The following is an 18,933-nucleotide window of genomic DNA, read 5'->3' as shown; positions in this document are numbered from 1 at the left end:
TCCGGCGCGCACCGGCCCGCAGCCTCCACCGAGCGCCGCACCGGTCACGGTCCGAGATCGATCTCGGGGTCGGCGTCCCCCGGTCGGCGGCTCGGGCGCGCGCCGCGTCCCGTCGATGGAGGGGGCGACGACGGACGGGGAGGCAGCGGCTTCCCGGCGAGGAGGAGGTCCACCCATCATCGACAAGACGGCCCGGCCGGTCGGCCGGCACCGCGCGGCAGACGCCTCTCGGTCTCCCCGGAGATGGTGGACGACCATCGGCCTCGGGGTGGTCGCCGTGGCGACCGCCGGCACGCTCGCCGTCCCGGCGCTGGCCGACAGCGGCCCGACGGCGAACCCGGAGACCAGCCCCGTGGCGCAGGCGGCGCACGCGGAGGCGGTCGTCCCGGGAACGCCCTGCTCCGTGTCGGCACGGGCGTGCGTGGACCTCGAGTCGCAGCAGGCGTGGCTCATCCGCGACGGCCGGGTCGTGCGCGGCCCGATGCGGATCGCCTCCGGCGGGGAGGGCAAGGCCACCCCGGTCGGGCACTCCTACCGCGTCTACCGCAAGGAGGAGCACCACGTCAGCAGGGAGTCGACGACCCGCGACGGGCGGCCGGCCCCGATGCCGTACTCGACGTTCTTCGCCGACGGGGGCATCGCCTTCCACGCCGGTGACCCCTCGCGGTCCTCGGCCGGGTGCATCCGCATGGAGACCGCCGACGCCCGCGCCACGTTCACCGAGCTGCAGAACGGCGACAAGGTCCAGGTCGTCAACGCCTCCGAGGAGGCCGCCGCGCGCGGCGCCTGAGAGGTCCGCCGCGCCAAGGGCCCTCGCGGCGTCACGGGGCTCGACGGGGTCCACCCGGCCACGACGTGGTGTCCCCGGTGAGCTCGGCCAGCACGGTCTCCCCGCGGGCCCTGGCCTCGACACCGCGTCGGGCGGCCTCGGCGTAGAGGAGTCCGTAGGTGAACCCCGGTTCCCCCGCGGCGTGGGCGAGCGCCACGAGCTCGAGGATCACCTCCCGTTCGACCACGGTGTCCTGGTGGTCCCCGAGGCGGGTCTGGACGGTCTTCGCGACGGCGGCGACGCGCGCGGCCTCGCCGTCGTGCACGCCCTCGGCGGACTCCGCGGCGTAGCGCAGACGCTTGGCCGCCTTGCGGACCTCGTGCAGGAGCTCGGCGCGATCCGGCTCGGAGCTCGCGCGGGCCACGGCCCGCACCGCGGCGCGCAGACGCCGGTCGTCCCGGCGGACGCACCGGGTGAGGACGCCGGCGGCGTCGTCGGCGGCGACCTCGGTGAGCGGGGGATCGTCGGTCAGGTGCTGCAGTCCCGCGACCAGGTCGGCGAAGCGGGCCCCGTCGACGATGGTGACCAGCTCGCGGTGGGCCCGGCGATAGCGCCGGCGGAGGACCGCGTGCACCCGCTGGTCGACGGGCCCGAGGACGTGGACCGCGGGGATCGTCGCGAGCATCTGCGTGAGGTGCTCCTCGGCGACCTCGGCGTCGCGCGCGGTCCCGGCCTCGCCGGCCACCCAGCGCAGCTCGTCGCGCAGCGGGTCGGTGACCTCCCGTCGCAGCACCGGCCGGTAGGTGGCCATCACGGTCCGTAGACGCCGGGCGCCGACCCGGAACTGGTGGACCGCGTCGGGCTCGTCGGCCCGCACCGGGTCGACCGTCCCGCGCAGGGCGTCCACCCGCGCAGCCACGATGTCCAGCACGACGCGACCGGCGTCGGGCCCGGTACCCATGAGGTCGTCCTACCACCGAGGGGGTGGCGGCGGCGATCTCGATTCCGAGACGGGCGGGTCCGCACACCCCGGTACTCGATGGGTTGGTCCCCGGGATGCCCGGGACATCACAGAGCGCCCAGCAGGATTCGCACCTGGGACACCGGCTTCAGGAGGACCGCCGAGTCCTTGGCGGGCCGTTTCTCGGAGGACCGGACGGTTGGTCACGGGCCCGGCGACCTGCCCGCTTCGTCCGCACCTGCTTCGCCCCTCGTCGCGTCAGCCGTCGGTGATGATCCCGGTGTCCGGCTCGACGACCTCGCGGGGCTCGTCGCCGTGCTCCTCGGCGAGGCGCTGCTCGTGGTGGGTGCCGTCGTGGTGGGAGCTGTGGTGGTGGCGGCATCCGTCGTGCTGGTGGTGGTCGTGCTGGTCGGAGGAGCTGTCGTGGTCTCGGTGCTCGAGGTTCCCGAGCCCCTCACCGGGCTCGTCGCGGGCGCGTATCCGTATCGCCACGGCGGTGGGACGATCACGTAGGTGGTGTTGGTGGCCACGTCGACGACGGTGAGCTCGTCGACGAGCACGGCCGCGGGCTGGACGACCACGATGTTGCTCTGCGCGAAGGTCGGCCACGCCGTTCCCTCGAACCGGAGCGACAGGTCGCGCGGGGGTGCGGTGAGCGGGTTCCCGCAGTAGCACTTGACCCGTGGGGTGCCGTACCCGTCGACCAGGACCGCGGTGCCGCTCTGGAGGATCGCCGCACGGCTGGTGAGGTGCCCGTCGGCATACCCGTAGTTGGTCACCGCCGTGTCCGCGCGGAGGACCACGGGACTGAGGTGCGCCAGGAAGTCACCGATCTGGCTCGGGTCGATGCCCTGGGCCTGCGCCCACGCCGCGCCCAGGTCGGGGTGGCCGGCCAGGAAGTCCGCCATCTCGTCGCGCCGACACGCGTTGCTCCCGCTGCCGCCGAACAGGCCCGGGGTGTTGCCCCCCACCGAGCCGGCCGCGTCGGGCGGCGAGGCCACGCCGGGAGCATCGGTACCGCCGGCCTGCGGCAGGAACGGGTTGGCCTGGGCGGTGTTCACCGGCTCCAGGGTCGTCTCACTCGCCGCCGCCGGCGGCCCCACCAGCACGACCAACGCGAACCCGGCCACGACGAGCACCAGCACGACCGCGGCCGCCCAGACGGCGATCAGCCGGCGCCGCGGGATCGTGACCGCGCGCCGGCGGCCTCCGGCGACCGTCTGGGCGGAGGTGGCGAGTGCCGGGGACGGGACCGAGGTACCCGGCCCGGCCGGCCGCACCGGCGGGACCATCGGGCGGGCGGGGGCGCTCCGACCGATCGGGACCGGGCCCGTCGGTGGGTGCATCGCGTCACGCGGTCCGGTGGGGCCCGCGCCGGTGCGAGGGTCGGACCGGTCCATGGTCGTCGTCACCGGCGCGGCCCCGCTGCGCGGCCCGGTGAACGTGCCGCCGTCGTCGACGAAGCCGCGGCCGGACATCACCGCGGCGCCGAGCACGATCGCGTGCTTGGGGTGGGCGTCGACCGCTGTGGGTCGCCCGAGCTCCGCGGAGACCATCTGCGAGACCAGCGGGATGCGCGACGAGCCGCCGACGAGCAGCACGGTGTCCAGGTGGTCGGGCGTCACACCCGCCGAGAGCAGCGTCCGGTTGAGCGTCTCGATGGTCGCCCTGATCGAGGGCCGGATCATCTCCTCGAACTCGCCGCGCGTGAGGCGCACCTCGGTCTGCAGGTCCGGAAGCATCACCGGGATCGTGGTCTCGGTGTCGGCCGAGAGGGCCTCCTTGGCCCGTACGCAGTCCTCGCGCAGGCGGATGACCGCGCTGGTGTCGTGCGGGTCCGACGGGTCGAGGGCGGAGAGCGGACCACCGAGGCTGCGGTCGACGTGGCTGAACACGGCCTCGTCGAAGTCGATGCCGCCGAGCCCTTCGAGGCCCTCGGGCGTCCCGAGGATCTCGAAGCCCCTGCCGGCCTTGCGCAGGACCGTGGCGTCGAACGTCCCGCCGCCGAGGTCGTAGACGGCGACGAGCGCGCCCTCCTCGAGCCGCTCGTTGGACGCGTAGTGCGCGGCCGCCCCCTCCGGCTCGGTGAGCATCCGGACCCGGCCGAGGCCGGCGATCTTCGGGATCTGGCTGAACAGCTCCCTCTTGTACGGGCCCCAGTTCGCGGGGTGGGTGAGAGTCACCACGTCGGGCGCGCCGCCCTCGCGCTCGCTGACCAGCTTCACCACGTCGCGCAGCTGCAGGCCCATCAGCTGGGTGGCCGCATACGGACTCCCACCGAGCACCAGGGGCATCGGGTCGCCGAGGCGTCGCTTCACCTCGCGGGCGACGCGGTCGGGCTCGGTCACGGCGCGGCGGTCGGCGGCGTCGCCGACGAGGATCGTGCCGTCGTCGCGGATGAGGACCACCGACGGCACCGCTGCCGACCGGTCGCCGAGCGTCACCATCTCGACGCGCCCGTGGCGCTCGACCGCCGCGGCGGTGAACGTGGTGCCGAGGTCGACACCGAGCCCGTATTCCACCGGTCTTCCCCCTCGCCTGTCTCGCGCGTCGGCACCCCTGCGTGACGTGGTCGGACCCCCCCGCCGTGTCGGACGTGCCGCCGAACTCCTCTCCGCCCCCGTGATCCGCGCGGCGGCGTTCTCATCCCCACGACGTGCAGAGGCGTTCACGGAGCGTCGTAGCCGATCGCGGCCCGGTCTCAGTCGTGTGAACCGACCAGCGTAGCGAGCTGCACGCTCCGTCAACACCGAGAACGAGTTGCTTGTCGAGCAGGCTCCGTGTCCTGCACCGTCAGCGCAGCGCCGACCCCGTGGTGGGAGCCTCCGTCGCGATCACGCAGGCCACGTACACGGAGTTCTTGCCCGGCGAGCTCACGACACCGTGCATCCGCGCGGGCAGGTAGCGATCGTCGGTCCGCACGCCGTCGCGGAGATCGGTCCGGAACGAGTTCGTGCACTGCTCACCGGACTGCGCCTCGGCGCCGCCCTCCCACGTCAGGTTCGGGTAAGCGAGAGTGGTCACGACCTGGCGCGTGTGCGGGCTCGAGCAGGGCACGGGAAGGACCTCGTCGACGGCCACGGTGGACCCGTCGGCGGGGATCGCCGGCGAGTTGAAGCAGTCGCCGGTCGTGAGCTGGAGCACCGTGACCGGTCCCGGACCGGACGACCCGGCCGACCCCGGGCCCGTCGCGGGAGCGGCCGACGACGGGCCCCGGACGAGCGTGACCACCATCGCCATCACGAAGAGGAGGACGGGGACACCGACCATCACCGAGGCGATGATGCCGACGACGCGGAGCGCGCTGCGTCGTGGCCGGTCCGGGGGCGGCGGGGGCTGACCGGTCGGCGGTGAGGGTGGCCCCCAGGCGGGGCCGCCCTGGCCGCCGGGGTACGGGCCGCCGGAGTACGGGCCGCCGGAGTATGGGCCGCCGGGATACGGACCGCCCGAGGACTGCGTGCTGGTCATGATCGTCTCCTGGTGCGAGGTGGTCGCGCCGTGCGCTCGTCACCGCCCCCGGCGTCGTCGCCGTCGTCGATCGCCCCGCCAGGGGGCGGGCCAGGAACAATCGTCCGCGAGGTCGGAAAGGCGGGACCATGACCGCGGGGTGAGGGTGTGCTGCCGGTCCTGGCAGGTTTCACTCACCTGACGGTGAGGTGCGGCCTCGCATCCGCCATGGCGCACGGGTCCACCCCGACCCCGGGCACCGCTCCCTGGCCCGACGCACTCCACTCGCGGCCTACCTCGCCCGACGGGGCCACGCCACCGGTCCAGCCAGCCGCGCGAACCTGTGAGGGTCCGGGGCTGTGCCGATGTCCTGAGACACCCCTGAGCGCCCCCGGCAGGATTCGAACCTGCGACACCGGCTTTAGGAGAGCCGTGCTCTATCCCCTGAGCTACGGGGGCCCGGCGAGAAGGGTAGCGGCCGCGCCCGCGCGGCGATCCCGGTCCCGTCCGGGCCGTTTCGGGAGGGCACCGGATCGGGAAACGGTTGGGCACTGCTGGCCGACGGCCGGCGGTCGGGGCGGCTCCGCCGGCCGTTGAGCCAGCAGCGACGGCGGGGTCGTCACCGCTCCGGCCCGTCCGTGATGTGGGTCACCCGATGCGGACGAGCGATCACGAAACCGTGCTCGTCTGCGGGCATGAACCTCGAGACCGTCACCGCCACGCTCCGCTTCCCCGACACGCTGGTCGTCGAGGCGGACGGCGACGTCTACGCGATCTGCGATTCCGACGGCACCTACGCGCAGCGTCCGCGCAACGGCTGGGCCACGGTGGTCACGTCCGACGCCCACGACACCGCGTCGGACCTCGACCGGCCCGGCGTGTTCCGTCTGAACCTCGGGCTGCCGCGGGAGCGTGCGGCCGAGGTGGTCGGGGGGCGCACCGACCCCGCCGAGCACGACCTCACCGCGCTCGACGTGCTGATGCCGCACCCCGTCTACGGCGCGTACGGCTTCGTCTGCGTGCTGAACCCCGATCGCACGTGGTCGGAGGTGCAGCGGCTGATCGACGAGGCGCACGCCCACGCGGCGGCCCGGGAGGGCGCGCGCCGCCCGCGCCGCGAGGGGTCCTAGGAGACTGCTGAAGAAGTCAGCGCGTCGGCGCTGGTGGTCGGCGCTGGGGCTGGGATCCTCCTCGGGTGCAGGGTCGCTCGGATGATCAGCGTGAGTTGCTGGATGTGGAGTCGGTCGCGGGGCACCTGCTCAAGCCGGGCAGCGTGTTCGCGTTCCTGGCCGCGCACCGGGCCCGGCTGTTCCCGCCGGAGCTGTTCGCCGACCTGTTCCCCACCAATAGGGGCCGGCCGAGCGTGCCGCCGGAGGTGGTGGCCACGGTGCTGGTCCTCCAAGCGCTGCACGGGCTCTCGGACCGGGAAGCGGTCGAGGCACTCACGTTCGATCTGCGGTGGAAGGCCGCCTGCGGGCTGGCGATCACCGACACCGCGTTCGACCCGTCGACGTTGACCTACTGGCGACGGCGCCTGGCGGGCTCCGACCGTCCGAACCGGATCTTCGAGACCGTCGCCCAGGTCGTCGCTGAAAGCGGCGCCGTGGCCGGCAAGACCCGCCGGGCGCTGGACTCGACCATCCTTGATGACGCGGTGGCCCGCCAGGACACTGTGACCCAGCTGATCGCTGCGATCCGCCGGGTCGCTCGGGAGGTTCCCGACGGCGCCGACATCATCGCCACCGTTGCCACGAGTGGCCACGACTACGCGCGGCCGGGCAAGCCCGAGATCGCCTGGGACGACCCGCAGGCTCGTGACGAGCTGGTCTCGGCGCTGGTCAACGACGCGTTGGCGGTGCTGGCCGGACTCGAGGCCCGCTATCCCGGTGGCGTGGGGCTCGAGGAGAAGGCCACGCAGGCGGTGGCGTTGTTGGCGCTGGTCGCCGGCCAGGACGTCGAGCCCGCGGAGGGCTCGGATGGCACCGATGGGCGGTGGCGCATCGCGCGGCGCACCGCCCCGGACCGAACGATTTCCACCGTCGACCCCGACACCCGTCACGCGCACAAGTCCCGGGAGCGCCGCCAGGACGGGTTCAAGGCCCACGTCGTGGTCGAGCCCGACACCGGACTGATCACCGCCACCGGACTGACCAAGGCCACCGGCCCGGACAACAGTGACGCCACCGTCGGCATCGGCCTGCTCGCCGACGACCCGAGCCTCGATCGTGCCGCCGGTGAGCCGGTCGAGGTGCTGGCCGACTCGGCCTACGCCACCGGCGACGCCCTGGCCGCGCTCGAGGCGGCCGGGCACCGCGCGATGGTCAAGCCCTGGCCGCTGCGGCCGACCGTTGCTGGCGGGTTCACCCTCGACGACTTCACCCACGATGCCACCAGCAACACGGTGACCTGCCCGAACGGGGTTACCCGCCCGGTCGCCGCCAGCGGGGCGGTGACCTTCGGGACGCACTGCCGCGGCTGCCCGCTGCGCCAGCGCTGCACCACCGCCATCGCCGGGCGCAGCCTGACCCTCGGGCCCCATCACGCCCTGCAACGCGCCCACCGGCTCCGGGCACGCAGCGCCGATCACCTCGAGAGCTACCGCCGGCACCGGCCGATGGTGGAGCGCTCCATCGCCTGGCTCACCCGCGGCAACCGGCGCGTCCCCCACCGCGGGGTGACCAAGAACAACGCCTGGCTGCACACCCGCGTCGCCGCGATCAACCTGCGACGGCTCCTGAACCTGGGTCTTCACCTCGACCGCGGTCGCTGGGCCCTCGCCGGCGTCTAAGCCGCCGGCACCGGCAGCCAAGGACTCGACACCATGCCCCTTCGAAGCCACCATCCCCACCGAGCGGGGCAACCTCTTGTCGCACCCACGGGTGCCGACCTCACCGCAGCACGACTGCCGAGGCGCCCCGCCCCCAACCCCTGTTCTTCAGCGGTCTCCTAGGAGAACTCGGGCGAGCGGGTGCCGACCTCGGACTCCGCCGGGAAGCGCGACGCCGGCACGTCGACGCGGCGCGAGTCCTCGGCGGCCTCGAGCAGCGCGCGGTGGAACCGGGCGATCTCGGGGCCGGCGTCGGTCTCGATCAGGCGCGAGCCGCGCTCGGTGGCGCCGACCGGCGTGCCGACCAGCTCGAGGCCCGGCTCCGGGCCGTCGACGCGGGTGACCTCGAGCTGCTGGAGGCGGTGGAACGTGACCTGGGCGTCCGTGTCGGGTCCGTCCGGGTCGCGGTCGGTCACGACGAGCACGTCGGCGGTGAGCAGCAGCTCGATGGCCCGTCGGCGCTGACGGCCCCGGCCGAACCAGCCGGTGGTGCTCGTGACCAGCTCGGTGCGCACGGCGTGCGTCACCTCGGGCAGGGGGTCGCGGTACAGCCCGCGGACCGCGGCCTGCTCCTTGATGAGCGAGATGACGGCCATCGGCAGGCTGTGCACACCGATGACGCGCGATGTCGACTGACGGTGGGTCCCCACGACACCCTCCCCCTGCGCGCCGGAGCCGGGGTTCCGTCACCCGGAGGTGCTCGCGACGTCGCACGGGTGTGTTCGGGGTGAATCAAGTGCGCGTTACAGCCGCCACCCGGACGGGGGACAGTGAACGCATGAGTGCCGACGAGGATCCGGACATCGCCCGGGCCGCCGACCTCCTCGGCCGTGCGGAGCGCGTGACCGTGTTGACCGGAGCAGGCGTCTCCACCGATTCGGGCATCCCGGACTTCCGTGGCCCGCAGGGTGTGTGGACCCGCAACCCGGCGGCCGAGCGCCTGTCGACGCTGCAGGCCTACGTCGAGGACCCGGAGGTCCGCCGCGAGGCGTGGCGCCAGCGCGCGGTGCACCCGATCTGGGACGCCCGCCCCGGCGCGGCGCACGCGGCGCTCGTCGACCTCGAGCGCTCGGGGCGACTGGTCGCCCTGCTCACCCAGAACATCGACGAGCTGCACCAGGCGGCCGGATCGTCGCCCGACCTCGTCGTCGAGCTGCACGGGACGATGCACCACACGCAGTGCCTGAGCTGCGGGGCCCGTGCGCCGATGGGCGAGGCGCTCGCGCGCGTCGCCGCCGGCGAGGACGACCCGCCGTGCCCGCGGTGCGGCGGCGTCCTCAAGTCGGCGACGATCTCGTTCGGCCAGGCGCTCGACGCCGGCGTGCTGATGCGCGCGCGCCGGGCCCCGGTCGACGCCGACGTGCTGCTCGCCGCCGGCACCTCGCTCGGCGTGCACCCGGCGGCCGGCGTCGTCGACCTCGCCGCGGCGGCCGGGGCGGCGGTGGTCATCGTCAACGCCGAGCCCACCCCCTACGACGACGTCGCGACGGTGGTGCTGCGCGGCGGCGTGAGCGGGATCCTGCCGCGCCTCGTCAGGGACCTGACCGGCTGATCCTCAGCGACCGGGCCCGTGCAGCCCGAAGATCAGGGTGGGGTCGGCGGGGTCCCAGGTGTTGTCGACCTGCGAGCGCCGGCCGATGTCGCGGCAGCGCTCGAGCAGGCGGCGCCCCACGGCGAGCCGGCCGCGCTCCCACGCGGCGAGGGCGGCGGTGACCTCGCCCCCGTCGGCGACGCCGTGGTCGTGCAGCGCGTCGACCAGCGCCCACGCGTCGTCGGCGGCCTTGGCCGTCCCGGCGGCGGCGTGCGGGCGGACCGCGAACGCCGCGTCGCCGAGCACCGCCACCCGCCCCGAGGTCATCGCAGGGACCTCGATGTCGTAGACGGCCTGCACGAAGGGCTGCTCGGCGCCGGCGACGACCTCGGCGATCGGCGGCGCGAGCTCGCGGCGCGCGGTGCCGCGGAACTCGTCGACCGCCTCGTCGGTGAGCATCCCGGGCGGCACCGAGACCCGCCGCTCCGCCCCGTCGCGGCCGGCGAGCAGCCGGTCCAGCGGCTCGCCGTCGGCCACGTTGCGGTACCAGACGAAGTTGGCCAGCCGCTCGCCCGGCACGGTGGTGCCGCCGGGGCCGGGGATGGGGTAGACGAGCACGTGGCTGTCGGTGATCACCTGGTAGGTGATCGCGTCGCGCAGCTCGGCGAACGCCGCGTCGGTCAGCTCCCCCTCCGCCAGGGTGCCGCGGTAGGCGACGTAGCCCGCGTAGCGCGAGGTCGCGGCGGGGAAGAGCCGCTCGCGGGTGATCGAGTTGATGCCGTCGGCGGCGACGAGCAGATCGACGTCCTCGGTCGACCCGTCGGCGAACGCGACCCGCGCGCCGTCGTCGTCGGTGGTGAACGCGGTCATCTCGCGGCCGAGGTGGTAGCGGTCGGCGTCGAGGAGCGCCAGGAGCTCGCGGTAGATCGCGTTCCACGACGAGAAGCGGTAGGCGTGGTCGATCCGGTGGCGGCACGAGCCGTCGGGCCACAGGTAGCGGATCGCGGACGTGCGCGAGCAGAACCCGTCCGGGTCGACCCCGCCGCGCTCGCGGAAGTAGCGCACGGTGGCGTCGAGCACCGCGATCCCCGCCCCGCGGGCGTCGAGCTCGGCGTGCGAGCGCTCGTGGACGTGCACGTCGCAGCCGAGGTCGCGCAGCAGCAGGGCGGCGGTGAGGCCACCGATCGAGCCGCCGACGACGGCGACGCGCAGGGAGACGGAGCGACCGGACGAGCCCGCCGACAGCGCAGCTCGACCCGTCGATGTCGTCACGAGGGCGGGACGCCGAACGTCGCGATCTTGTCGACGGTCAGCTCGAAGAGGATGCGGCTCTCGCCCACCGAGGCGTCCCGCAGCCCGTAGCTGCCGTCGTCGCCGGTGTACTTGCGCCAGATGCGGTCGAGCTGGTCGGTGACCCGCCGGCCGTCGGTGGGGTCGTCCTCGGCGATCTCCCGGTGGACGGTCGTCTTGATCGAGACCCAGTGATAGGGCTCGTCGGGGTTCATCAGCAGGAACGTCGCGTGCGGGTTGGCGCGCAGCCAGCCCACCTTCTTGCGGTGGTGCGCGAGGTTGAGGAGCACCAGCTCGCCCTCGTAGTCGAACCACACCGGCGTCAGGTTGGGCAGCCCGTCGTTGCCGAGCACGGCCACGGTCGCGGTGACCGGCCGGTCGAGGAGCTGGCGGTAGGTCGGGTCGAGCTCGCCGAGGTGGCCCACGGTGTGCCGGTCGCCGACCGTGAACTGGCCGGGCTGCACGCCCTGGGAGACGTCCTTGATGTTGGCGACCCTGATGGCCACGACGGCCTCCCGCGACGGTGTGGGCGTGATCCGATGGCCGAGCGTAGGTTCCGGTGATCAGGCGCACAACGCTCCGACGACGCTGAGCAGGAGTCCCGTGACGGCACGAGCGCTGGCGGTCCACCTCGCGCGGGCCTGGCGGGCGGCGGGCACCCCGGTGCTGTTCGGCGTGCCCGGCGGCGGGGCCAACCTCGACGTCGTCGGCGCGGCCGAGGAGGAGGGCCTGCGGTTCGTCCTCGCCCACGACGAGACCGCCGCAGCGATCATGGCCGGCGCGCACGGCCTGCTCACCGGCACGGTCGGCGCCGCCGTCGTCACCCGCGGCCCGGGCGTCACCGCCGCGGCGACGGGGCTCGCGCAGGCCACGCTCGACCGCTCGCCGTTGCTGCTGGTCAGCGACGCCGTGCCGCGGCAGGCGGCGGCCCGGGTGGCCCACCAGCGCCTCGACCAGGAGGCGGCCACCCGCCCCCTGGCCAAGTGGTCGGGCACGCTCGGGACGCGGGAGCCGGCGGCGGTGGCGCAGGCGGCCGTCGCCCTCGCGCGCCGCGGCCCGGCCGGCGGCGTGCACCTCCAGCTCGACCCGACCGCCGACGGCGGACCGCCGCCACGGCTCGACCCGCTCCCGGACCTCGACGGCACCGCGCTGGACCGGGCGCTCGCCCGCGCCCGGCGTGCGCGCCACCCGGTGGTGCTCGTCGGCCCGGCGGGCGTCGACGCGCCCGGGCTCGAGGCGCTCGCGGCGCGTGTCCCCGTGCTCGTCACCTACCAGGCCGCGGGCGCGGTCGCGCACGACGCGGGCGCCGGGCTGTTCACCGGCGGGGCCCTCGAGCGCCCGCTGCTCGAGGCCGCGGACCTGGTGCTCGCCGTCGGCGTCGACCCCGTCGAGCCCATCCCGTCCGCGTGGTCGCACGGCGCGCCCGTGGTGATGCTGCACCCCGAGCCCCTCGACGGCCGGTGGTTCGGGGAGCCGGAGATCGTCGTCGGGCCGCTCGCGCGGACGCTGCCGGCGCTGCTCGACGTCCTCGACCCGCGGTGGGAGCCCGGGACCGCCGCCGGGCACCGGCGCCGCACCCTCGCCGCCCTCGAGCCCGCGGGGGCGGGGTTCACTCCCCACGAGGTCGTCCGCGCGCTGGCCGGGTGCGCGGGGCCGACCACGACGCTGACCGTCGACGCCGGCGCCCACATGCTCGTGGCCATGCCGCTGTGGCCGGCCCGGGCGCCGCGCCGCGTCCTGATCTCCAACGGCCTGGCCACCATGGGGTTCGCCCTGCCCGCGGCGATCGGGGCGGCGCTGGCCCGGCCGGGGGAGCCGGTGGTGTGCTGCGTCGGCGACGGCGGGCTCGGGATGACCCTCGCCGAGCTCGAGACGGTCGTGCGCCTGGACCTCGACGTCACCGTCGTCGTGTTCGACGACGCCGCGCTGAGCCTGATCGAGATCAAGCAGACCGCGGGCCAGGGCGCGGCGAACGCGGTGCGCTACGGGGCGATCGACTTCGCGGCCGTGGCCGCCGCGATGGGCATGCCGGCCGACGTCGTCGCCTCGCGGTCCGCGCTGGACGCGGTCCTGGCCCGGTCCGGTCGCGGTCCGCGGCTCGTCGACGCCCGCATCGACCCCGCGTCCTACGCCGCGGTCCTCGCCGCGACGCGCGGGTGACGGCGCGGGTGACGGTGCGGGTGACGGCGCGGTCTCAGCGCGCGAAGTCGTCCAGCACGCGCTGGATCGGTGCCGGCGGCACCGCGACGTCACCGAGGAACGGCTGGTCGATCGCGATGGCGACGAAGAGCAGCACGCCGATCGTCGCCGCGAGGCTGCCCGTCATGAACAGGTGCAGGGCGGTGCTGCGCAGCCCGAAGATCAGCCCGAAGGCGATCGTGACGACCCCGCCGAGCACCAGCGCCACCCAGAGGACGCCGGGCAGGCCCTGGCCGACGAAGTCGAGGCGCTGGGACCGGTAGGAGACCACCTCGGCGAACCGGTCGGCCTCGACGGCCACGTACTGCTGCTGGATCGGGGTGTCGGTGGGCAGGGCGGCGAGGTGCGCGGCGGTGCGGTCGAGCGCGGCCGCGACCGCGGGGTGCCCGGGCTCGCCGCGGCCCATCGCGGGCCACTCGTGGGCGATCACCACCGCCGCGTAGTCGCGGACGTCGCCCTGGATCTGTTCACGGACCTCGGGCGGGAACGCGACGCTCTCGCGGTAGAGGCCGCGCAGCGCGCTCGCCTCCTGGCCGACGACCTCGCCCGCCTGGCTGAACTGCTGCCACGTCACGACGACGACGAAGGCCAGCAGCACGGCGTAGATGACGCCGACGATGGCGATGAGGTAGCCGGCGACGTCGTTGTGCTCGCCCTCGGCGAGGTGGGGCCAGCGCCGGCGCACCAGCACCTGCAGCCCGAGGACCAGGAGCGGCCCCACGACCACGAGCAGCACGAAGAGCAGCCAGACGGGGAGCATGGTCACCGCTGGTCCCGGTCCTCGGCGGGCACGGGCGGAGCGTAGCGGGCCCGGGGGACCGACCCGCCGCTGCGCGCCCGCCGACACGGGCGCACGATCGGCCCATGACCACAGTCGACCTCGCCCAGGTACCGCAGCGTCTCGCGACGGGCGCCTTCATCCTCAACTCCGGCCTGCAGAAGTGGTCGGGCGACGAGGAGACCGCTGCCGGGCTGCACGGCTTCGCCGCGGGTACCTACCCGTTCCTCGAGGACATGGACCCGCCGACCTTCCTCAAGGCCGTCTCCGTCGGGGAGATGGCCGTCGGCACCACGCTGCTCGCGCCGTTCGTCCCCGGCCGCCTCGCCGGCCTCGTGCTCAGCGGCTTCTCCGCGGGCATGCTCGGGCTCTACCTGCGCACGCCGGGCATGCACGACGGGAACCTGCGCCCGACCCAGCAGGGCACGCCCATCGCAAAGGACATCTGGATGCTGGGCATCGGCGTGGCGCTCGTGCTGGGCAACGGGGCCCGGCGCGCGGAGAAGAAGGCCGAGAGGCGGGTGGCGAAGGCCGAGAAGCGCGCGGCCGTCGCGGAGCTCAAGGCGGGGAAGAAGGCCGCGAAGGTGGCCGACCGGGCCTGACCCCCACCACGCCGGCGTCGTGCGCGCGAGACTGGCGGCGACACCGGCACGGGAGGTCCTGTGATCGAGGAGCGGCTCGGGGATCTGCGCCGGCGCCTGCGCGCGTCGGGGCCGGTCGTCGTCGCCTTCTCGGGCGGGGTCGACTCGTCGGTGGTGGCCGCGGTCGCGGTGGAGCAGCTCGGCGCCCGCGCGACCGCGGTCACCGCGGTGTCGCCCGCGCTGGCCTCGGGCGAGCTCGACGGGGCGCGGGAGGTCGCGCGGGCGCTGGGGATCGCGCACGAGGTGGTCGACACCGCGGAGCTGGAGCGTCCCGGCTACCGGCGCAACGACCGCGACCGCTGCTACCACTGCAAGAGCGAGCTCTACGACCGCCTCGACGGGCTCGCGGCCGGCCGGGGCGGGGCCGTCGTGGTCTCCGGCGCCAACGCCGACGACCTCGGCGACTGGCGTCCGGGCCTGCGCGCCGCCGCCGAGCACGGCGTGCGCCACCCGCTGCTCGAGGCCGGGATCGGCAAGGACGGGGTGCGGGCGATCGCGCGGCTCCTGCGCGTCCCGAGCGCCGAGAAGCCCGCCTCGCCGTGCCTCTCCTCGCGGCTGCCCTACGGCACGGAGGTCCGCGTCGACGTGCTGGCGCGCGTCGACCGGGCCGAGGCGGGCCTCAAGGCGCTGGGCCTGCGGATCCTGCGGGTCCGCCACTTCGGGACGCTGGCGCGCGTCGAGCTCGGCGCCGACGAGCTGGCGGCGCTCGACGACGGGGCCCGGGCGCGCGTGCACGAGGTCGTCCGGGCCGCCGGGTACGACGAGGTCGTCGTCGAGGACCGGCCGTTCCGGTCCGGCTCGCTCAACCTGGTGCTCACGCCGGTGGAGCGCGGGTGACCGAGCACGCCGAGCTCGACCACGACCGGCGCCGGCGCACCGGGGTCCCCGAGGTGGTGCTCGCCTCCGGCAAGACCACCGGGCAGACGCTCGCCCTGCTGGCGGCGCTGCGGCGGGGCGACCCGTCCGGGCCCGCGCTCGCCACGCGCTGCCCCGACGCGGTGCTCGCCGCCGCGCCCGACGCGTTCCCCGGCGAGCCCGTGGCCGTGGATCCGGTGGGCCGCACGGTCGTCGTCGGCGCGGTCCCCGTGCCGGTGGGGGACACGGTGCTGCTCACCGCGGGCACGGCCGACGTCCCGGTGGCCCGCGAGTGCGCCGCGACCCTGGCGGTGCTGGGCGTCGCGGCGGAGCTCGTCCCCGACGTCGGCGTCGCCGGCCTGCACCGGCTGCTCGGGCACCTCGAGCGGGTGCGCGCCGCGCACGTGGTGGTGGTCGTCGCGGGCATGGACGGGGCCCTGCCGAGCGTCGTCGCGGGGCTGGTCGCCGCGCCGGTGATCGGGGTGCCGACCAGCGTCGGGTACGGGGTCGCGGCCGGGGGCCTCGCGGCCACCGCGAGCATGCTGGCCACCTGCGCCCCGGGCCTGGTCGTGGTCAACGTCGACAACGGGTTCGGTGCCGCCGTGCACGCGGCGAAGATCGAGAGGTCGGCGGCCGGTGGGTGAGGCCTGCTGGGTCGACGCCACGGCGGGCGTCGCCGGCGACATGCTGCTTGCCGCCCTGGTCGACGCGGGGGCGGACGAGGACCGCGTGCGCGCGGCGGTCGCGTCGCTCGGGGTGCCCGGGCTCGCCGTGCACACCGACACCGACCGCCGCGGCGGTCTGCGGTGCCGCCGGGCGCACGTCACCGCGCCGGGCGACGACCCGACGCACCGGCACCTCGCGGCGATCCTCCCCCTGGTCGACCGCAGTGCCCTCTCCGGACGTGCTGCGGACGCCGCCCGCCGGACGTTCACGCTGCTCGCGGAGGCCGAGGCCGCGGTGCACGGGACGTCGTCGCAGAACGTGACCCTGCACGAGGTCGGCGCCCACGACGCGCTCGCCGACGTCGTCGGCGTGGTCGCGGCGGCCGACGACCTCGGGCTGCTCGCCGACGGCGCCGCGGTCGTGTGCTCGCCCCTGGCCGCCGGGAGCGGGACGGTCCGCGCCGCGCACGGGCGGCTGCCGGTGCCGGTGCCCGCGGTGGTGGAGCTCGCCGCCCGCCACGGGCTCGCGCTGGGCGGCGACGACCTGGCCGGCGAGCGCACCACGCCGACCGGGGCCGCGCTGCTCGCCGCGCTCGCCCGCCCCGGGTCGTTCCCGGCGCTGACCGTGCGCGCGGTCGGTGTCGGCGGGGGAGCGCGCGACACCCCGGACCGGCCGAACGTCACCCGCGTCGTCCTCGGGGCCGCGCCCGTCACCGACGCCGTCCGGACCGGCGAGGTGGTCGTCCTCGAGGCCACCGTGGACGACCTCGACCCGCAGCTCTGGCCCGCGGTGCTCGAGGCCGTGCGGGCGGCGGGCGCGTGGGACTGCTGGACCAGCCCGATCGTCGCCCGGCACGGACGGCCCGGGCACGTGCTGTCGGCGGTGTGCGACGAGGCGGTGCGCCCGGCCGTCGCCGACGCGGTGTTCCGGCACACCACGACGATCGGGCTGCGCTGGTCGTCCCGGCACCGCGCGACGCTGCCGCGGCGCGCGGTCACCGTGCGGGTCGGTGCGCACGAGATCGCCGTGAAGATCGCGCAGCTCGGCGACGGCACCGAGCGGGCGAAGCCGGAGATCGCCGACGTGGAGGCCGCCGCGCGCGCCCTGGGCCTGCCCGCCGCGGAGGTGGCCGAGCGGGCCCGGCGCGCGCTCAGGTCGTCGTGATCGCGATCGGCGGGTTCCCGCGCAGGGTGTTCGTGACGTAGCAGACCCGCTCCGCCACCGTGGCGAGCCGCGCGAGCTCCTCGCCCCGCGGTGCCTCGGCGCGCACCGCGATCTCCACCGCGGTGAAGCGCGGGCCGTCGTAGGTGCCCGTCGCGTCCACCGACAGCCCGCGCAGCGCGATCCCGCGCTTGGCGGCGCTGTGGGCCAGCGCGAGGGTGAAGCACGACGCGATCGCGCCGAGGAGCAGCTCGGTGGGCTGCGGTCCCTGCCCGGTGCCGCCGGCCTCGGGCGGCTCGTCGACGACGAGGGGGAAGCCGCCGGCGTCGACCGTGCAGCGCATGCCGCCCTCCCAGACGGCGCCCACGGAACGCTTCGTCACCGTGTCGCACCCGCGTGCAACACCGGTGCAACAGCGCGGAGCACAGTGTCTCGCGTCACAGCGTCACCGTCCCCGGAGGTGAGGGCAGCATGACCCGGTCCGTCGCGAGCGACGTCGTCGTCCCGCTGACCCCCGACCTCGGGCCCGTCCGGTGCGGCTGCGCCCCGTCGCGTCGCCGCAGCGCCCACCACGATCGCCTGCTGGCGGTGGAGTCCGACCCGGACGCCGTGCTGGACCTCTTCGAGATCGCCGTGACGTGGGGCGAGCTGGACTACACGCACGAGGACGTGCTGTCGCCGGAGTCGTGGCTCGACTTCGCGTCCGACCACGTGTGGCGGTGCCCCGACCGCGTCCTGCGGCTGTTCGCGCTCGCCGCGGACGTGGCGCTGCGGGGCGCGCCGGTGACCGGGGTCCGGTGCGCCCTCTGAGGCTCTCACCGGTCGTCCCGCGTCAGCCGGGTGACGCCCTCGCGGGTCAGGTCGAACGCGTCGGCCACCTCGTCGCCGCGGCGCAGGCGCACCCGCCCGGTCTCGTCGATGCGCCCGACCACGGCCGCCTCGAGCCCGCGCGCCCGGAACGGTCCGACGGCGTCGGCCTCGCGTCCCGGGGGCACGCAGAGCAGGAAGCAGAAGCTCGGGAAGCAGGTCAGCCAGTCGCCGAGGTCGACGCCGGCCGGGGTCGGCACGGCGTCCAGGTCGACCTCGACCCCGAAGGTGCCCCACTCCAGCAGCATGGCCAGCGAGCCGACGAGGCCCGCCATGCTGACGTCCTTGGCCGCCACGGCGGCGCCGCGGCGCGCGAGGGCGGCAAGCACCCGGACATCGCCGGCGCAGCGCCCGCCGCGCTGCTCGAAGGCGGGGAAGAAGGGGAAGTCGGGGCGCATCGTGCCGTCGAGGGCGGCCGCGACGACGAGGCCCTGCCCGGGCGCCACGCGGGTCACCGAGAGCGGCTGGTCCACGGCGCCCAGCGCGAACGCGGAGATCGACGGCTCGCCGTCGTGGCTCGTGAGGTGCCCACCGAGGACGGGGACGTCGAAGAGGGCGCAGGCGTGCCTCATCCCCTCGAGGGCGGCGCGGGCGTGGCCCTCGGACGCGCTGACCGTGTTGACGATGCCGAGCGGCTCGGCGCCCATGGCGGCGACGTCGTTGACGTTGGTGAGCACCGCGGCGAACCCGGCGCCCCAGGGGTCGCGCGCCACGAACGGCGGCCACAGCGCCTCGCCGCAGGCGACCACGCGCCCGCCGCCGGTCTCCACGACCGCGCCGTCGTCGCCGGGGCCCCGCAGCCAGTCGGCGCCGCCGAAGACCTCGCTGACCAGCCCGATCGCCGCCTTGCCACGGGTGCCGGGGTGCGTGGCGACGCGGCGGGCGAGCGCGTGGAGGTCGCGGACGGGAGCCTCAGCAGGGGTCACCCGGGTCACGTCCCA

At 75.3% G+C, this 18,933-nt stretch carries 19 protein-coding genes and 1 tRNA gene; 10 read left to right on the top strand and 10 right to left on the bottom strand.

Annotated elements, in window-relative coordinates; all coding sequences use genetic code 11:
• The first annotated feature begins 277 nt into the window (after positions 1-277).
• Positions 278-790 carry a L,D-transpeptidase gene (locus tag PHK61_RS07785; protein ID WP_274280405.1) on the top strand — a complete coding sequence of 171 codons (513 nt, stop codon included), beginning with the start codon at positions 278-280 and terminating at the stop codon, positions 788-790.
• Positions 791-821: 31 nt separating this feature from the next.
• Here the strand turns inward: PHK61_RS07785 and PHK61_RS07780 are convergent, their stop codons facing one another.
• The 4 genes from PHK61_RS07780 to PHK61_RS07765 form a co-directional block, all read right to left on the bottom strand.
• A complete protein-coding gene (locus PHK61_RS07780) occupies positions 822-1,730 on the bottom strand; it encodes a CHAD domain-containing protein (protein ID WP_274280404.1) in 909 nt (302 codons plus the stop codon).
• A gap of 203 nt (positions 1,731-1,933) precedes the next feature.
• Positions 1,934-4,252 carry an Hsp70 family protein gene (locus PHK61_RS07775; RefSeq protein WP_274280403.1) on the bottom strand — a complete coding sequence of 773 codons (2,319 nt, stop codon included), beginning with the start codon at positions 4,250-4,252 and terminating at the stop codon, positions 1,934-1,936.
• Positions 4,253-4,523: 271 nt separating this feature from the next.
• The gene (locus PHK61_RS07770; protein WP_274280402.1) at positions 4,524-5,198 is read right to left on the bottom strand and encodes a hypothetical protein; all 675 of its coding nucleotides are present in this window, start codon (positions 5,196-5,198) and stop codon (positions 4,524-4,526) included.
• Positions 5,199-5,563: 365 nt separating this feature from the next.
• A tRNA-Arg gene (locus PHK61_RS07765) sits at positions 5,564-5,636 on the bottom strand.
• Positions 5,637-5,872: 236 nt separating this feature from the next.
• Here PHK61_RS07765 and PHK61_RS07760 point away from each other — a divergent pair.
• Complete coding sequence (locus tag PHK61_RS07760; RefSeq protein WP_274280401.1) at positions 5,873-6,307, top strand: DUF6194 family protein; 435 nt, start codon at positions 5,873-5,875, stop codon at positions 6,305-6,307.
• Between the two features lie 65 nt (positions 6,308-6,372).
• Positions 6,373-7,965, top strand: a complete 1,593-nt coding sequence (locus tag PHK61_RS07755) for an IS1182 family transposase (RefSeq protein WP_274280400.1) — start codon at positions 6,373-6,375, stop codon at positions 7,963-7,965.
• Between the two features lie 158 nt (positions 7,966-8,123).
• Here the strand turns inward: PHK61_RS07755 and PHK61_RS07750 are convergent, their stop codons facing one another.
• The gene (locus PHK61_RS07750; RefSeq protein WP_274280399.1) at positions 8,124-8,654 is read right to left on the bottom strand and encodes a hypothetical protein; all 531 of its coding nucleotides are present in this window, start codon (positions 8,652-8,654) and stop codon (positions 8,124-8,126) included.
• Positions 8,655-8,782: 128 nt separating this feature from the next.
• Between PHK61_RS07750 and PHK61_RS07745 the strand changes: the two genes are divergently transcribed.
• The gene (locus PHK61_RS07745) at positions 8,783-9,556 is read left to right on the top strand and encodes an SIR2 family NAD-dependent protein deacylase (RefSeq protein WP_274280398.1); all 774 of its coding nucleotides are present in this window, start codon (positions 8,783-8,785) and stop codon (positions 9,554-9,556) included.
• A gap of 3 nt (positions 9,557-9,559) precedes the next feature.
• On the opposite strand, the gene PHK61_RS07740 is transcribed toward PHK61_RS07745, so the two are convergent.
• Together PHK61_RS07740 and PHK61_RS07735 are read right to left on the bottom strand one after the other, a co-directional pair.
• Positions 9,560-10,807, bottom strand: coding sequence for an FAD binding domain-containing protein (locus PHK61_RS07740; RefSeq protein ID WP_274280397.1), 1,248 nt, complete (start codon positions 10,805-10,807; stop codon positions 9,560-9,562).
• Positions 10,804-11,331, bottom strand: a complete 528-nt coding sequence (locus PHK61_RS07735; protein ID WP_274280396.1) for a pyridoxamine 5'-phosphate oxidase family protein — start codon at positions 11,329-11,331, stop codon at positions 10,804-10,806. Before PHK61_RS07735 ends, PHK61_RS07740 begins: the two co-directional genes overlap by 4 nt.
• Positions 11,332-11,428: 97 nt before the next feature.
• Between PHK61_RS07735 and PHK61_RS07730 the strand changes: the two genes are divergently transcribed.
• Positions 11,429-12,985: a thiamine pyrophosphate-binding protein gene (locus tag PHK61_RS07730; protein WP_274280395.1), complete on the top strand. Its 1,557-nt coding sequence runs from the start codon at positions 11,429-11,431 to the stop codon at positions 12,983-12,985.
• A 34-nt stretch (positions 12,986-13,019) separates the two neighbouring features.
• Here the strand turns inward: PHK61_RS07730 and PHK61_RS07725 are convergent, their stop codons facing one another.
• Entirely contained in the window at positions 13,020-13,784 is a 765-nt protein-coding gene (locus PHK61_RS07725) for a bestrophin-like domain (protein WP_274280526.1), read from the bottom strand.
• A gap of 104 nt (positions 13,785-13,888) precedes the next feature.
• On the opposite strand from PHK61_RS07725, the gene PHK61_RS07720 reads away from it, so the two are divergent.
• Genes PHK61_RS07720 through larC form a run of 4 tightly spaced genes read left to right on the top strand, consistent with a single transcriptional unit; the run spans position 13,889 to position 17,128 of the window.
• A complete protein-coding gene (locus tag PHK61_RS07720; RefSeq protein WP_274280394.1) occupies positions 13,889-14,404 on the top strand; it encodes a hypothetical protein in 516 nt (171 codons plus the stop codon).
• Positions 14,405-14,464: 60 nt separating this feature from the next.
• Positions 14,465-15,280, top strand: a complete 816-nt coding sequence (gene larE / locus PHK61_RS07715; RefSeq protein ID WP_274280393.1) for an ATP-dependent sacrificial sulfur transferase LarE — start codon at positions 14,465-14,467, stop codon at positions 15,278-15,280.
• A complete protein-coding gene (larB, locus tag PHK61_RS07710) occupies positions 15,277-15,942 on the top strand; it encodes a nickel pincer cofactor biosynthesis protein LarB (RefSeq protein ID WP_274280392.1) in 666 nt (221 codons plus the stop codon). Before larE ends, larB begins: the two co-directional genes overlap by 4 nt.
• Complete coding sequence (gene larC / locus PHK61_RS07705) at positions 15,935-17,128, top strand: nickel pincer cofactor biosynthesis protein LarC (RefSeq protein ID WP_274280391.1); 1,194 nt, start codon at positions 15,935-15,937, stop codon at positions 17,126-17,128. Before larB ends, larC begins: the two co-directional genes overlap by 8 nt.
• Here larC and PHK61_RS07700 read toward each other — a convergent pair.
• On the bottom strand, positions 17,115-17,507 hold the full coding sequence (locus tag PHK61_RS07700) for an OsmC family protein (protein ID WP_274280390.1): 393 nt from the start codon (positions 17,505-17,507) through the stop codon (positions 17,115-17,117). The two genes, larC and PHK61_RS07700, sit on opposite strands and share 14 nt — an antisense overlap.
• An 89-nt stretch (positions 17,508-17,596) precedes the next feature.
• Here PHK61_RS07700 and PHK61_RS07695 point away from each other — a divergent pair, with 89 nt between their 5' ends.
• Positions 17,597-17,935: a hypothetical protein gene (locus tag PHK61_RS07695; protein WP_274280389.1), complete on the top strand. Its 339-nt coding sequence runs from the start codon at positions 17,597-17,599 to the stop codon at positions 17,933-17,935.
• A 5-nt stretch (positions 17,936-17,940) separates the two neighbouring features.
• On the opposite strand, the gene PHK61_RS07690 is transcribed toward PHK61_RS07695, so the two are convergent.
• A complete protein-coding gene (locus PHK61_RS07690; protein WP_274280388.1) occupies positions 17,941-18,918 on the bottom strand; it encodes an AIR synthase related protein in 978 nt (325 codons plus the stop codon).
• Positions 18,919-18,933: the final 15 nt, after the last annotated feature.

The sequence above is a fragment of the Actinomycetospora lutea genome (genome assembly GCF_028737205.1).
GTDB lineage: Bacteria > Actinomycetota > Actinomycetes > Mycobacteriales > Pseudonocardiaceae > Actinomycetospora > Actinomycetospora lutea.
The sequence above is the reverse complement of the archived record's forward strand: the minus strand, read 5'-3'. Positions and strand labels throughout refer to the sequence as shown.

Coding starts and splice junctions, on each gene's coding strand:
- PHK61_RS07695 (WP_274280389.1), top strand. CDS start 17,597: ATGACCCGGTCCGTCGCGAGCGACGTCGTCGTCCCGCTGACCCCCGAC.
- PHK61_RS07725 (WP_274280526.1), bottom strand. CDS start 13,784: ATGCTCCCCGTCTGGCTGCTCTTCGTGCTGCTCGTGGTCGTGGGGCCG.
- PHK61_RS07780 (WP_274280404.1), bottom strand. CDS start 1,730: ATGGGTACCGGGCCCGACGCCGGTCGCGTCGTGCTGGACATCGTGGCT.
- PHK61_RS07745 (WP_274280398.1), top strand. CDS start 8,783: ATGAGTGCCGACGAGGATCCGGACATCGCCCGGGCCGCCGACCTCCTC.
- PHK61_RS07770 (WP_274280402.1), bottom strand. CDS start 5,198: ATGACCAGCACGCAGTCCTCGGGCGGTCCGTATCCCGGCGGCCCATAC.
- PHK61_RS07720 (WP_274280394.1), top strand. CDS start 13,889: ATGACCACAGTCGACCTCGCCCAGGTACCGCAGCGTCTCGCGACGGGC.
- PHK61_RS07760 (WP_274280401.1), top strand. CDS start 5,873: ATGAACCTCGAGACCGTCACCGCCACGCTCCGCTTCCCCGACACGCTG.